Here is a 14079-nt window from a genome sequence, read left to right on the forward strand (position 1 = left end):
GCGGCCCCGCGGGCCACGGCGGCCGCTCACCGCATGGCGACTTCACGCCACACAGCGCGTGTGAGGCCTGCGGCGGCGCCGCCCCTGAGCGGCCCGCCCCGGACGGACGGAGGCGGAGCGCCGCCCCGGAGCCGGCCGCCCCTGCCGCAGGGAAGCGGGGCGCCGCACCGGAGCGGGTCGTGCCGGTCGTACGGGACCCCGCAGGCCCCCACGACTGCGACGGGCACGCTCCCGGCGGCGCCGACGAGCCGCTGGCGCGCCCGCACGACGCGGCCGGGTGCGGTGGCGCGGCGCCGGAGGCCCCGGTGAGCGCCCCCGGGGCGGTCCTCGCGCGGCGCCCCGTCGGCGGAGGGGGCGACCGTGGACACCCGGGCCCCGGACGCCCCGGCTTCGGCTCGCTCCTCGCCCAGATCGCCCTGGTGGTGATCTGCGCGGGGTACACGACCGGCGCCTCGCTCGGCTGGGGATCGCCGGAACTCGCGCTCTTCATGGGCGACTTCGGACTCAGCGTCGCCGCCCTCGTCGCAGCGGTCTCCTGCTTCCTCTACGGGCGCGTCCATCGCGGGAGCGCCCGCCCCGCCTGGCTGCTCTTCGCGTTCTCCTCGTTCATGGCCTCCGCGGGGAACGCCGTGTGGGGCTGGTACGAGGTGGTGCTCCGCACGGAGGTGCCCGACTCCTCCATCGCCGACCTCTTCTTCTTACTCTTCGCTCCGCCGGCCATCGTCGGCCTGCTCGTCCTGGCCAAGAAACCCGTCACCCGGGCCGGCTGGGTCTGTCTGGCGCTCGACGCCTGGCTCATCGGGGGCTCGCTGCTCACTCTCTCGTGGAGCCTGGCCCTCGCCCGTACCGCCCACTTCCAGAACGAGCCGGTCGCCCAGGCGGCACTGTCGCTCGCGTATCCGTTGCTCGACATCGTCCTGGTGAGCATGGTCCTGGTGCTGCACTTCCGGCGCTCACAGGCGAACCGCTCGGCGACCAACACCGCGATCGCCGCCCTCGCCCTGACCGTGCTGTGCGACGCCCTGTTCACCTCGCCGCTGCTGCGCGAGAACTACGCCTCGGGCCAGCTGCTCGACGCCGGCTGGTTCGCCGGCTCCCTGCTGCTCGCCTACGCGCCCTGGGGGGTGCGCCGCGTCCCGGACAGCGCCGCCGCGGTCGCGCGCGGGCAGTGGCTGCACAGCCGCCCGGTCGCCGGCTCGCTCGCCGCCCTCACGCCGTACCTCGCCGCCGCGGTCTGCACCCTCGGCATCCTGTACAACGTCGTGGAAGGGCGCAGGGTCGACCGCGTCGTCGTCCTCACCGGCTGCACCGTGGTCCTCGCCCTCGTCGTGCGACAGGGCATCATGCTCCTCGACAACATCGCCCTGACCCATGAACTGGCCCAGAAGGAGAACCACTTCAGGTCGCTCGTGCAGGGATCGAGCGATGTCATCATGATCGCCGCGCCGACCGGGATACTCCGCTACGTCAGCCCGGCCGCCTCCGGGGTGTACGGACGGGACGCCGAGGAGCTGATCGGCTCCGAGCTCGCCTCGCTCATCCATCCCGAGGACCTCGGCGCGGTCGTCCACGAGGTGCGGCGCTTCCTGGCCGTCTCGCCCGCCGAGGAGCCCACCACCCGGATCGAGTGCCGTTTCCGCTCGGGCCGCGGAGACTGGCTGAACGTCGAGTCCACGGTCAACCGGCACCAGGGGGGACTGATCTTCAACAGCCGTGACGTCACCGAACGCGTCCGGCTCCAGGCCCAGTTGCAGCACAACGCCGAGCACGACCCGCTCACCGACCTGCCCAACCGGGCACTCTTCACCCGCCGGGTCCGGCAGGCCCTCAGCGGCCGTCGCGCCTCCGACCCCGGCACCGCCGTGCTCTTCATCGACCTCGACGGCTTCAAGGGCGTCAACGACCGGCTCGGCCACCAGGCGGGCGACGACCTCCTCGTCCAGGCCGCCCGCCGCCTCCACGACTCGGTGCGCGCCGGGGACACCGCCGCCCGGCTCGGTGGCGACGAGTTCGCCGCCCTCATCCTCGGCGACGGCGGCCGCGACCAGGCGGCCCGCCAGAAGCAGGTCCAGGAGATCGCCGACCGGCTCCGGCTGACCCTCTCCCGGCCGTATCGCGTCGACGGGGGCAACGAGGTGCGGGTCGCCGCCTCCATCGGCGTCGCCTTCGCCGAGCCCGGCATCGAGGCCGGCGACCTCCTGCGCAACGCCGACCTCGCCATGTACCGCGCCAAGGCGGCCGGCAAGGACCGCGTCGAGCTCTACGCGCCCCAGATGCAGGCCGAGGTCGTCCGCCGGACGGAACTGGCCGCCCGGCTGCGCACCGCCCTCCACGACGGCGAGTTCGCCCTGCTCCACCAGCCGGTCGTCGATCTCGCCACGGGCCGGATCTCCGCCGTCAGCGCCCAGGCGCGCTGGCGGTCCGCCCAGGGCATCCTCTTCACCCCCGCCGAGTACCTCCGGGTCACCGACGACAGCGAGCGCACCGCCGAGCTGGGCCGCTGGCTGCTCGAAGAGGCCGTCGAGCAGGCCGCCGAGCGCGCGGGAATCGGCCATCGTGCACCCGTGTCCATCCGGCTCTCCGCCCGTCGCCTCCTGGACCGCTCGCTGCCGCTCGGCTCGATCGAGTCCCTGCTCGCCCGGCACGGGCTGCCGTCCGGTTCGCTGATCGTCGAACTCGCCGACAGCGACCCCCGCATCCCGCTCGACGAGCTGGAGCAGCGCCTGGTCGCCCTGCGCCGGCTCGGGGTGCGCATCGCGCTCGACGGATTCGGCAGCGGACATGTGGCGATCAACGCACTTCGCAGGCTTCCCGTCGACATACTGAAGCTGGACCGGGGCCTGGTCGAGGGCGTCGTCGAGTCGGCCCGGCTCCGCAAGATCACCCGCGGGGTGCTCCGTATCGCCGATGAACTCGGTATGCAGACCGTCGCCGAGGGGGTCGACGTACCGGAGCAGGTCATCGCCCTGCGGGCGATGGGCTGCAGTCACGCCCAGGGCATGGCGTTCTCGGGCCCGCTCGACGAGTACCGGCTGCGCAGGGCGCTCGTACGGGACGAGTACCCGCTGCCCGGAGCGGTCCCCGTACGTGTCGGAAACCGTCCCCCGTTCCGCTCAAATACTGAGACGTCCGTCCCACCCACTTGACAGTGGCGAGGGCTGAGAGGGAGGGTCATTGCCATGCGCACCCGAATTCTCGTACTTGGAAAGCGCGTCGGCTGAAGCAGGGCCACGGCAGGCCCCGCTTGAAACGCACCCGACGCGCTCCCCTCGCTTGCCTCACGGCACGAGGGGTTTTTTGTTGCACTGACTCACCCCAAATTCGTCCCAAACCCTCGTAAAACCCTCTGCTTCGAGAAGAGATGCTGATGACCGACCAGGCCACCGGGCACCATCCGCAGCCGCGGCCCCGTAGCGGCGCTCAGGCCGCCACCGCCGTCGAGCACGTCACGGGCGCGCAGTCCCTCATCCGTTCTCTCGAAGAGGTGGGCGCGGACACCATCTTCGGTCTCCCCGGCGGCTGCATCCTCCCGGCCTACGACCCGCTGATGGACTCGAAGAAGGTGCGCCACATCCTGGTCCGCCACGAGCAGGGCGCGGGCCACGCGGCCACCGGCTACGCCCAGGCGACCGGCAAGGTCGGCGTCTGCATGGTGACCTCGGGACCCGGTGCGACGAACCTCGTCACGCCGATCGCCGACGCGCACATGGACTCGGTCCCGCTCGTCGCGATCACCGGCCAGGTCGCCTCGAAGGCGATCGGCACGGACGCCTTCCAGGAGGCGGACATCTGCGGCATCACGATGCCGATCACCAAGCACAACTTCCTGGTCACCAAGGCCGAGGACATCCCGCGGACGATCGCCGAGGCCTTCCACATCGCCTCCACCGGCCGCCCCGGCCCGGTCCTGGTCGACATCTCCAAGGACGCCCTGCAGGCGAAGACCACCTTCAGCTGGCCGCCGCAGACCGACCTGCCCGGCTACCGCCCGGTGACCAAGCCGCACGCCAAGCAGATCCGCGAGGCCGCCAAGCTGATCAGCGCGGCGAAGCGCCCCGTCCTGTACGTCGGCGGCGGTGTCATCAAGGCCGGCGCCACCGCCGAGCTGAAGATCCTCGCCGAGCTGACCGGCGCCCCGGTCACCACGACCCTGATGGCGCTCGGCGCGTTCCCGGACAGCCACCCGCTGCACGTGGGCATGCCCGGCATGCACGGCGCGGTCACCGCCGTCACCGCCCTGCAGAAGTCCGACCTGATCGTCGCCCTCGGCGCCCGCTTCGACGACCGCGTCACCGGCAAGCTCGACAGCTTCGCCCCGTACGCCAAGATCGTCCACGCGGACATCGACCCGGCCGAGATCGGCAAGAACCGCACCGCCGACGTGCCGATCGTCGGCGACGCCCGCGAGGTCATCGCCGACCTGGTGCAGGCCGTCCAGGCCGAGCAGAGCGAGGGCAACAAGGGCGACTACACCGCCTGGTGGAGCGACCTGAACCGCTGGCGCGAGACCTACCCGCTCGGCTACGACCTGCCGGAGGACGGCAGCCTCTCGCCGCAGCAGGTCATCCAGCGCATCGGCCAGCTCGTCCCCGACGACACGATCTTCGCCGCGGGCGTCGGCCAGCACCAGATGTGGGCCGCCCACTTCATCGACTACGAGCGCCCGGCCACCTGGCTGAACTCCGGCGGCCTCGGCACGATGGGGTACGCGGTCCCCGCCGCGATGGGCGCCAAGGCCGGCATGCCCGACCGCCCGGTCTGGGCGATCGACGGCGACGGCTGCTTCCAGATGACCAATCAGGAGCTCACCACCTGCGCCCTGAACAACATCCCGATCAAGGTCGCCATCATCAACAACGGCGCCCTCGGGATGGTCCGCCAGTGGCAGACCCTCTTCTACAACCAGCGTTACTCGAACACCGTCCTGCACTCCGGTCCGGACGACATCCAGGCGAACAAGGGCACGCGCGTCCCCGACTTCGTCAAGCTGTCCGAGGCCATGGGCTGTGTCGCCCTGCGCTGCGAGGACCCGGCCGACCTGGACAAGGTCATCGCCGAGGCCAACGCCATCAACGACCGTCCGGTCGTCATCGACTTCATCGTCCACGAGGACGCCCAGGTCTGGCCGATGGTCGCCGCCGGCACCTCGAACGACGAGGTCATGGCCGCCCGGGGCGTCCGCCCCGACTTCGGCGACGGCGAAGACGACTGAAGCGCGGAACGAAGCAGAGCGAAAAGGAAGAGACCCAGACCATGTCCACCAAGCACACGCTCTCCGTTCTCGTCGAGAACACGCCCGGCATCCTCGCCCGGATCGCCGCCCTGTTCTCGCGCCGCGGCTTCAACATCGACTCCCTCGCCGTCGGCATCACCGAGCACCCCGACATCTCCCGGATCACCATCGTGGTCAGTGTCGAGGACCTGCCCCTGGAGCAGGTGACCAAGCAGCTCAACAAGCTGGTCAACGTCCTGAAGATCGTCGAACTCGAGCCCAGCGCCGCGATCCAGCGCGAGCTCGTCCTGGTGAAGGTCCGCGCCGACAACGAGACCCGCTCCCAGATCGTCGAGATCGTCCAGCTGTTCCGCGCCAAGACCGTGGACGTCTCGCCCGAGGCGGTCACCATCGAGGCCACCGGTTCGAGTGACAAGCTCGACGCGATGCTCAAGATGCTGGAGCAGTTCGGCATCAAGGAGCTCGTGCAGTCCGGCACGATCGCCATAGGGCGTGGTTCCCGGTCCATCACGGACCGGTCCCTCCGGGCCCTCGACCGCAGCGCCTGAGAACCATCGCCTCAGAGTCATCGACGGTCGACCGGTGGTCCATCCGCCGGTCCGACTGACGAGACCCGAAAACTTTCCTCCCGCTCCCCGCCGTACGGTGGGACGCAACACCAGCACCTCAAGGAGATACCCAGTGGCCGAGCTGTTCTACGACGATGACGCCGACCTGTCCATCATCCAGGGCCGTAAGGTCGCGGTGATCGGATACGGCAGCCAGGGCCACGCCCACGCGCTGTCGCTCCGTGACTCCGGTGTCGACGTCCGCGTCGGTCTGCAGGAGGGCTCGAAGTCCAAGGCCAAGGCCGAGGAGCAGGGCCTGCGCGTGGTCTCCGTCGCCGAGGCCGCCGCCGAGGCCGACCTCATCATGATCCTGACCCCGGACCCGATCCAGGCCCAGGTCTTCGAGGAGTCCATCAAGGACAACCTGAAGGAGGGCGACGCGCTCTTCTTCGGCCACGGTCTGAACGTCCGTTACGGCTTCATCAAGGTGCCCGAGGGCGTCGACGTCGCCCTGGTCGCCCCGAAGGGCCCGGGCCACCTGGTCCGTCGTCAGTACGAGGAGGGCCGCGGCGTTCCGTGCATCGCGGCCGTCGAGCAGGACGCGACCGGCAACGCCTTCGCGCTGGCGCTCTCGTACGCCAAGGGCATCGGCGGCACCCGCGCCGGCGTCATCAAGACGACCTTCACCGAGGAGACCGAGACCGACCTCTTCGGCGAGCAGGCCGTCCTCTGCGGTGGCACCGCGGCGCTGGTCAAGGCGGGCTTCGAGACCCTGACCGAGGCCGGCTACCAGCCGGAGATCGCGTACTTCGAGTGCCTCCACGAGCTGAAGCTCATCGTCGACCTCATGTACGAGGGCGGCCTGGAGAAGATGCGCTGGTCGGTCTCCGAGACCGCCGAGTGGGGCGACTACGTCACCGGCCCGCGGATCATCACGGACGCCACCAAGGCCGAGATGAAGAAGGTCCTCGCGGAGATCCAGGACGGCACCTTCGCCAAGGAGTGGATGGCCGAGTACCACGGCGGCCTGAAGAAGTACAACGAGTACAAGACCCAGGACGAGAACCACCTCCTGGAGACCACCGGCAAGGAGCTGCGCAAGCTCATGAGCTGGGTGAACGACGAGGAGGCGTAAGCCTTCGGGACAGGGGTCGGACGGTGCGTCCGACCCCTGTCCCCATCGTTGGACACCCCGTCCAACCACGGACGGGTGATCCTTCCAACGAGGCGCATGATCGGCGCCGACTCAGCACTACACTGCTCAACAACATTCGCGTTCAGGCCCACAGCGTCGTGCGCTTTCACGCGGCAAGCCCCCTCCACCGCCTGCGGCCGTCGGGACGGCCGTCCGCACTGGATCTGTGAGGACTCACGTGAGCTCGAAACCCGTCGTACTCATCGCTGAAGAGCTGTCGCCCGCCACCGTCGACGCCCTGGGCCCGGACTTCGAGATCCGGCACTGCAACGGCGCGGACCGCGCCGAACTGCTGCCCGCCATCGCCGACGTGGACGCGATCCTGGTCCGTTCCGCGACCAAGGTCGACGCCGAGGCCATCGCCGCCGCCGGCAAGCTGCGGGTCGTCGCCCGTGCCGGTGTCGGCCTGGACAACGTCGACGTCTCCGCCGCCACCAAGGCCGGCGTCATGGTCGTCAACGCCCCCACGTCGAACATCGTCACCGCCGCCGAGCTCGCGTGCGGTCTGCTGGTCGCCACCGCGCGCAACATTCCGCAGGCCAACACCGCGTTGAAGAACGGCGAGTGGAAGCGCTCCAAGTACACGGGCGTCGAGCTGAGCGAGAAGACCCTCGGCGTCGTCGGCCTCGGCCGCATCGGCGTCCTGGTCGCCCAGCGCATGTCGGCGTTCGGCATGAAGATCGTCGCGTACGACCCCTACGTGCAGCCCGCCCGCGCCGCCCAGATGGGGGTGAAGCTGCTGGCCCTGGACGAGCTCCTGGAGGTCGCCGACTTCATCACCGTCCACCTGCCGAAGACCCCCGAGACCCTCGGTCTCATCGGCGACGAGGCGCTGCACAAGGTCAAGCCCTCCGTCCGGATCGTCAACGCCGCGCGCGGCGGGATCGTCGACGAGGCGGCGCTGTACTCGGCGCTCAAGGAGGGCCGGGTCGCCGGCGCCGGTCTCGACGTGTACGCGAAGGAGCCCTGCACGGACTCCCCGCTCTTCGAACTCGACCAGGTCGTCTGCACCCCGCACCTCGGCGCGTCCACGGACGAGGCCCAGGAGAAGGCCGGCATCGCCGTCGCCCGCTCGGTGCGCCTGGCGCTCGCCGGTGAGCTCGTGCCGGACGCGGTCAACGTCCAGGGCGGCGTCATCGCCGAGGACGTCAAGCCGGGTCTGCCGCTCGCCGAGAAGCTCGGCCGGATCTTCACCGCCCTCGCGGGCGAGGTCGCGGCCCGTCTCGACGTCGAGGTCTACGGCGAGATCACCCAGCACGACGTGAAGGTGCTCGAACTCTCCGCGCTCAAGGGCGTGTTCGAGGACGTGGTCGACGAGACCGTGTCGTACGTCAACGCCCCGCTGTTCGCGCAGGAGCGCGGTGTCGAGGTGCGCCTGACGACGAGCTCCGAGTCGCCCGACCACCGCAACGTGGTCACGGTGCGCGGCACGCTCTCGAGCGGCGAGGAGGTCGCGGTCTCCGGCACGCTCGCCGGGCCCAAGCACCTCCAGAAGATCGTCGCCGTCGGCGACTACGACGTGGACGTGGCGCTCGCCGACCACATGGTGGTGCTGCGCTACGACGACCGTCCGGGTGTCGTCGGCACCGTCGGCCGGATCCTCGGCGAGGCCGGTCTGAACATCGCGGGCATGCAGGTGGCGCGCGCCGAGGAGGGTGGCGAGGCGCTCGTCGTCCTCACCGTGGACGACACGGTCCCGGCTCCGGTGCTCGCGGAGATCTCGGCCGAGATCGGCGCCGCCTCGGCCCGCTCGGTCAACCTGATCTGACGGACCCCGAGGTCCCCGTACCCGGTCGCTAGACGCTCGTCTTACACAAGCGTCTAGCGGCCGGGTACAGTGCTGTCATGGGACACAAGGAAGACCTGCTCGAAGGCGCCAAGCGCTGCCTCCTGGAGAAGGGGTACGGGCGGACCACGGCCCGCGACATCGTCGCCGCCTCCGGCACCAACCTGGCCTCCATCGGCTACCACTACGGCTCCAAGGACGCCCTGCTCCAGCAGGCCTTCCTCGCCCTCACCGAGGAGTGGGGCGAGGCGGTCGGACCCGCCGGCGGGGAGGAGCGGCGTGAGCTGCCGGCCGACCCGTACCGCCGCTTCCACGCGGTGTGGGAGCAGGTCATCGCCGCGGCCGGGGCCAGCAGGCCCGTCTGGAAGCTCCAGACCGAGATCGTCACCCGGCTCGACGACGACGAGAAGCTGCGCGAAGCGATCAAGGAGCCGCAGCGCGAGGGGCGGCTCGGCATGGCCGAGGGCTTCCTCGGCATCGACCCGGAGGCGGACCCCGAGAGGGCCCGGGTGGCCGGACTGCTGTGTCAGGCCCTCGCCACCGGAGTCATGATCCAGTGGATGGTCGACCCGGAGACGGCACCGAGCGCCGACGACCTCACGGAGGGCCTCAAGGTCCTGATGGGGGAGCGATAGGGCCGGATACGGCCGCAGTCGCCGCGTCCGGTGGGGCGGGTCCCCGGGTCTCAGCGCCAGGGCAGGTTCCGCCAGGGGCTGCCCTCGTGTTCCGTCAGGACGCGGTGGGCGGCCACGTTCTGTTCGTGGAACGGGCCGTACTCCTCCCCGTCGAAACGCAGCACCCGCCCCAGCGCGTACCCCGCCGAGTACTCCTGCCAGGACCCGTGCGCCGACCGGGCCAGCGCCCCCGCGTGGACGATCGCCTGCTCGGCCTCGGGGGGCGCGCAGAAACGTGCCGACAGGCCCCAGCGGGCCAGGTTGACCGCCCGCCCGTAGTCGTAGGCGACCGTCCTGCGCACCCGGTCGTCCGGTGCGAGCAGCCCGTCGGCACGGAACCTCGCCTCGTAGCGCACGATGCGGCGGACGAGGTCCTCGATGCGCCGCACCGCAGCGGGGCTCGCGCCCAGGTCCTGGGCGTGTCCGGCGGCCGTCTCGCGCCACTCGTCGGGTGAGGGCGGCGCACCGCGGGCGATCCGCAGCTCCTCGCGGACCTTGAGGGCGAAGTCCGGCTCGGGCGGGCTGTTGCGCCCGTCCAGGAGGGCGTTCAGCTGCTTACGCCACTCCGCCCGGTCGGTGATGCCCCAGCCGTCGCGGAGCGTGTCGAGTTCATGGGTGTACCCCATGTAGACCGAGCCGACATCGTTCCACGGCACGCCGTTGGCGAACGCCAGATGGGTGCCGCAGGCGAGGCCGAAGGCGAGCGGGCCGTGCAGGGGGCCGTGCCGCAGGGCGGCGAAACGGTCGCCCGAGACCCGCTCCCGCTCGCTGTACGCGCGCAGCCAGCCCGCGCGGTGCTCGGGCGTGGTGGGCAGCAGCAGCTGCGCGGGGGTGCCGGCGTTGACGGCGAGGAACAGCCGTGGGTCGCGCCAGGTGAACGCGGCGACCCAGCGGAGGGTGACCGCGTGGAACACCCAGTCCGGGTGCCATGGCGGCAGCATCCCGCGGGTGAGGACCTGCCGGACGAGGAGCCCCTTGGCCGTCTGCCCGGTCGGCCAGTGGACGTTGTCCGGAGCCGCGTCCACCTCGGCCCTGGGGGCGGCGATGAAGAGCTCGGCGTCGGCGAGGACACGTACCTGGGCCGGGAAGTCGCCGCGCAGTCCCGCCTCCCGCAGCCGCTGCTCGGTCTCGGACGGCGGGGTCCAGGCGGGCTCGGGGAAGGCGGGGCGGTTGCGGGAGTTCATGACCACGGGATGTTCCGGTAGGGGCTCGACGGGTCCTGGGCGAGGGTCCGGTGGATGGCCACGGACTCCTGGTACATCGGCTCGGGGTCGCCCTCGTCGAAGTGGATCAGCCGGGCGAGCAGATAGCCGAGCGAGAACTCCTCCCAGGAGCCGTACGTCTGCCGGGCGGCTTCGAGGACCCTGAGCACGGACTCCTCGGCCTCCTGCGGGCCGCAGTACCGTGCGCCGAGCGCGAGGCGTACGACGTTCACGGCGCGGCCGTGGTCGAAGGCGGCGAGGGTGTCGACCCGGCCGTCCGGCGGGAGGAGCCCGTCGGCGCGGAACCGCTCCTCGTAGTGGGTGATCCGGCGCAGGAACTCTGCGGCCTCGGCGGGGTCCTCGCCGTACCGCTCGTCCCGCTCGAACGCGGCGGAGACCGCCGTCGCCCACTGCTCGCGGCCCGGGGCGGCGCCCAGTCGTGCGGTGAGAGTGCGCCGGACGCCCAGGACGGACTCGGGGATCCGGCCGACCAGCCGGGTGGCGATCAGGAGCCGCAGCCTGTCCCGGAAGTCGGCCCGGTGGTGGACGGCCCAGGGCCGGCCCAGCCGGGAGACGTCGGTGGGGTAGTCCTCGTACTGGGCGCCGAGGCCGTTCCACACCAGGCCGTTGAGCACGGCGAGGTGCGCGCCGAGCGCGAGGGCGTGCGCGACCGGGCCGTGCAGCGGTCCGCCGGCATGGGTGAGCAGACGGAGCCGTGCGGGTCCGCCGCCCCGGGTCCCCGCCTCCTCCCAGGCCCGCCGGTCGGCGGCCCGGGCGGGGAGGGCGGCCTCGAAGGGGGTGTCCGGGTTGACCGCGAGCCACCACCGGTCGTTCGGCCAGGCCGCGGCGAGCCGGGGGAGGGTGGTCTGCTTGAACACCCAGTCGGGGTGCCACTCCGGCAGCATGCCCTCGGTCAGCACCGGTACGACGGTGCGCCGGGCGGCCTTGTCACGCCGCGAGGGGAGGGGCGGCGTGTACCCGGGGGCGTCCGCGTGCACCCGTGCCTGCAGGACGTAGAGACGGGTCCGTCCGAGGGCGTCCAGGACGGCCGCCCGGTCGTCGCGCGCCGCCGCCTCGTACAGCAGCCGTTCGGTGTACGTGGGTGGTGTCCAGGTCCCCGTGGTCATGGCGAGATCCTACAAACCGGCCCGGAGGGGCGGTCGTTCGGACCGGGTGGGCGATCAGAGCCGCGCCGACTTCAGGGACATGTGGAGCAGCAGCCGGTCCTCGCCGTCGTCCAGGTCCAGGCCCGTGAGCTGCTCGACCCGCGACAAGCGGTAGTAGAGGGTCTGGCGGTGGATGCCGAGGGCGGCGGCCGTGCGTCCCGCCTGGCCCGCGTTGTCGAGGAACACCTCGGCGGTGCGCGCCAGTTCGGCGTGGGCGGGGGCGACGAGCGGGGCGACGGCGGGGTCGACCTCGGGGTGGTAGAGCGCCGCGAGCAGACGGTACGGGCCGATCCCGGCCCATTCGGCGACCGGGCCGAGGCTCGGCTGGGCGGTGGCGGCGCGGGCCGCCGTGTTGGCCTCGCGCCAGGCCGCGGGGAGGTCCGTGAGGCCCCGGCGGGGGGTGGCGATGCCGGCCGGGGCGGCGGCGCGCAGCCGGTCGGCGGCCGTGCGGGCGGGGGAGAGGTCCTCGGGCGTGCGCAGCCGTACGAGGACGGCGAGGGACTCGCCGGACTCGCCCTCGGGGAGGACCGCGACGGCCGCCGCCCCGGGGACCGACCGGATCGAGGGAGCCTCACCCTGCCAGGGGGACACACAGACGACGGTGTGCAGACCGTCCGCGCTGGGGCCGAGGGCCACCCGGAGGGCCGCGACGGCCATGTCGCTCTGCCAGCCGCGCCCGGCGGTCAGTGCCGCCGCGAACTCGCGCGAGAGGTCGGCGTCCGCGCGCTCCTCGTCGGCGAGGAGGTCGCCGATCCGGGCGGCGACCTCCATGGCGGACGTGAGCCGGGAGGGCGTGGGGGCGGGCTCGGCGTCGAGCAGCCAGACGTACCCGAGGACGACCCCCCGATGGCGTACGGGCAGACAGATGCGGTCCCGCAACACGCCGGCGTCCGGGGCGGCCGGGATGCGGACCGGGCCGGTGGCCCGGGTGATGCCGAAACCCTCGAACCAGGCGCGGACCGCGGGGGTCGACTTCCGGGTCAGGATCGACCGCGTCCGGACGGGGTCCATCGCGGTGTCGTCGTCGCTGTCGTGGGCTCCGAAGGCGATCAGGCCGAAATCGCGGTTCTCCAGCGTCGCCGGCGCGCCGAGCAGCGCGGAGATCTCGTCCACCAGTTCTTGGTAATCGCCCTTCACAGCGCCATTCTCGCACCCTCTCAGACATATGTATGAGATGCCGCGCACGGATGCGTGACAGCTGTAGATGGCGGACGATCGGAGCGATCCCTAGGTTTCACGGTGGTTCTTCGTGCTGTTCCCGGATTCTTACGAAAGATCGGGTACAGCCCCCTTCGTCACCCTGTCCTTCTGGAGGTCCCCGTGCTGGGTCCCGTGATCCTCGCCGCGTCGCGCAGCGACAAGATGCGCCGTTTCGTGTCGGCCGCCCCCGGGACCAAGCAGGTCGTCGCCCGCTTCATCGCCGGCGAGTCGGTCGAGGACGTCGTCCCGATCGTCCAGGAGCTGAGCGACCGCGGCCTGGAGGTCACCCTCGACGTCGTCGGTGAGGACATCACCACCGTCGAGCAGTCGTACGCCGCCCGCGACGCCTACCTGCAGCTCATCGGCCGCCTCAAGGAGCTGGGCCTCGGTGAGCGCGCCGAGATGTCCGTGAAGCTCTCGATGTTCGGCCAGTCCCTGGAGAACGGCCACGAGCTGGCCCTCGCGAACGTCCGTCCGGTCGTCGAGGCCGCCGCCGAGATCGGCACCACGGTCACCCTGGACGCCGAGGACCACACCACCCTCGACTCGATGTTCGCCATCCACGAGGAGCTGCGGAAGACCCACCCGCAGACCGGCTGTGTCATCCAGGCCTACCTCTTCCGCACCGAGGACGACGCCCGTCGCCTCGCCGCGAACGGCTCCCGCGTCCGGATCGTGAAGGGCGCCTACAAGGAGCCCGCCTCCGTCGCCGTCCAGGAGAAGTCCGAGATCGACAAGGCGTACGTCCGGATCATGAAGATCCTGATGGACGGCGAGGGCTACCCGATGATCGGCTCCCACGACCCGCGCCTGATCTCCATCGGCCAGGAGCTCGCCCGCCGTGCGGGGCGCAAGCTGGACGAGTACGAGTTCCAGATGCTGTACGGCATCCGCAGCGAGGAGCAGCACCGGCTGGCCGCCGAGGGACACCGCATGCGCGTGTACACCGCCTACGGAACCGACTGGTACGGCTACTTCATGCGCCGCCTCGCGGAGAAGCCGGCCAACCTCCTCTTCTTCGTCCGCTCCATCCTCACCAAGGGCTGAGCCCACCTCTCACAAGGAGTCACGAGAC

10 protein-coding genes are annotated in these 14079 nt (G+C 71.2%); 7 read left to right on the top strand and 3 right to left on the bottom strand.

Annotated elements, in window-relative coordinates:
- Positions 1–305 precede the first annotated feature (305 nt).
- The 6 genes from OG392_RS25745 to OG392_RS25770 all read left to right on the top strand — a co-directional run bounded on the left by OG392_RS25745 (position 306) and on the right by OG392_RS25770 (position 9397).
- Positions 306–3146, top strand: coding sequence for a putative bifunctional diguanylate cyclase/phosphodiesterase (locus OG392_RS25745; protein WP_443055099.1), 2841 nt, complete (start codon positions 306–308; stop codon positions 3144–3146).
- 215 nt (positions 3147–3361) lie between these two features.
- Positions 3362–5212: an acetolactate synthase large subunit gene (locus OG392_RS25750; RefSeq protein WP_329283370.1), complete on the top strand. Its 1851-nt coding sequence runs from the start codon at positions 3362–3364 to the stop codon at positions 5210–5212.
- 41 nt (positions 5213–5253) lie between these two features.
- Positions 5254–5781, top strand: a complete 528-nt coding sequence (gene ilvN / locus OG392_RS25755) for an acetolactate synthase small subunit (RefSeq protein ID WP_266897003.1) — start codon at positions 5254–5256, stop codon at positions 5779–5781.
- Between the two features lie 133 nt (positions 5782–5914).
- Complete coding sequence (ilvC, locus tag OG392_RS25760) at positions 5915–6916, top strand: ketol-acid reductoisomerase (RefSeq protein ID WP_189830848.1); 1002 nt, start codon at positions 5915–5917, stop codon at positions 6914–6916.
- A gap of 238 nt (positions 6917–7154) precedes the next feature.
- On the top strand, positions 7155–8744 hold the full coding sequence (serA, locus tag OG392_RS25765; protein WP_329283375.1) for a phosphoglycerate dehydrogenase: 1590 nt from the start codon (positions 7155–7157) through the stop codon (positions 8742–8744).
- A gap of 77 nt (positions 8745–8821) precedes the next feature.
- Positions 8822–9397 carry a TetR/AcrR family transcriptional regulator gene (locus OG392_RS25770; protein ID WP_329283376.1) on the top strand — a complete coding sequence of 192 codons (576 nt, stop codon included), beginning with the start codon at positions 8822–8824 and terminating at the stop codon, positions 9395–9397.
- Between the two features lie 50 nt (positions 9398–9447).
- On the opposite strand, the gene OG392_RS25775 is transcribed toward OG392_RS25770, so the two are convergent.
- The 3 genes from OG392_RS25775 to OG392_RS25785 are packed head-to-tail and all read right to left on the bottom strand — an operon-like array spanning position 9448 to position 12941.
- On the bottom strand, positions 9448–10620 hold the full coding sequence (locus OG392_RS25775) for a DUF1266 domain-containing protein (RefSeq protein WP_329283378.1): 1173 nt from the start codon (positions 10618–10620) through the stop codon (positions 9448–9450).
- The gene (locus OG392_RS25780) at positions 10617–11765 is read right to left on the bottom strand and encodes a DUF1266 domain-containing protein (RefSeq protein WP_329283380.1); all 1149 of its coding nucleotides are present in this window, start codon (positions 11763–11765) and stop codon (positions 10617–10619) included. Before OG392_RS25780 ends, OG392_RS25775 begins: the two co-directional genes overlap by 4 nt.
- Positions 11766–11819: 54 nt before the next feature.
- Positions 11820–12941 (bottom strand): PucR family transcriptional regulator, encoded by a 1122-nt coding sequence (locus tag OG392_RS25785; RefSeq protein WP_329283382.1) that lies wholly within the window; start codon positions 12939–12941, stop codon positions 11820–11822.
- A 183-nt stretch (positions 12942–13124) separates the two neighbouring features.
- Between OG392_RS25785 and OG392_RS25790 the strand changes: the two genes are divergently transcribed.
- Positions 13125–14051, top strand: coding sequence for a proline dehydrogenase family protein (locus OG392_RS25790; protein ID WP_329283384.1), 927 nt, complete (start codon positions 13125–13127; stop codon positions 14049–14051).
- The last annotated feature ends 28 nt before the right edge of the window (positions 14052–14079 follow it).

The sequence above is a fragment of the Streptomyces sp. NBC_00691 genome (assembly GCF_036226665.1).
Taxonomy (GTDB): domain Bacteria; phylum Actinomycetota; class Actinomycetes; order Streptomycetales; family Streptomycetaceae; genus Streptomyces.

What these genes read in the sequence shown, in the direction of transcription:
- OG392_RS25750 (WP_329283370.1), top strand. Translation starts at nt 3,362, where the DNA reads ATGCTGATGACCGACCAGGCCACCGGGCACCATCCGCAGCCGCGGCCC.
- ilvN (WP_266897003.1), top strand. Translation starts at nt 5,254, where the DNA reads ATGTCCACCAAGCACACGCTCTCCGTTCTCGTCGAGAACACGCCCGGC.
- OG392_RS25770 (WP_329283376.1), top strand. Translation starts at nt 8,822, where the DNA reads ATGGGACACAAGGAAGACCTGCTCGAAGGCGCCAAGCGCTGCCTCCTG.
- OG392_RS25775 (WP_329283378.1), bottom strand. Translation starts at nt 10,620, where the DNA reads ATGAACTCCCGCAACCGCCCCGCCTTCCCCGAGCCCGCCTGGACCCCG.
- OG392_RS25780 (WP_329283380.1), bottom strand. Translation starts at nt 11,765, where the DNA reads ATGACCACGGGGACCTGGACACCACCCACGTACACCGAACGGCTGCTG.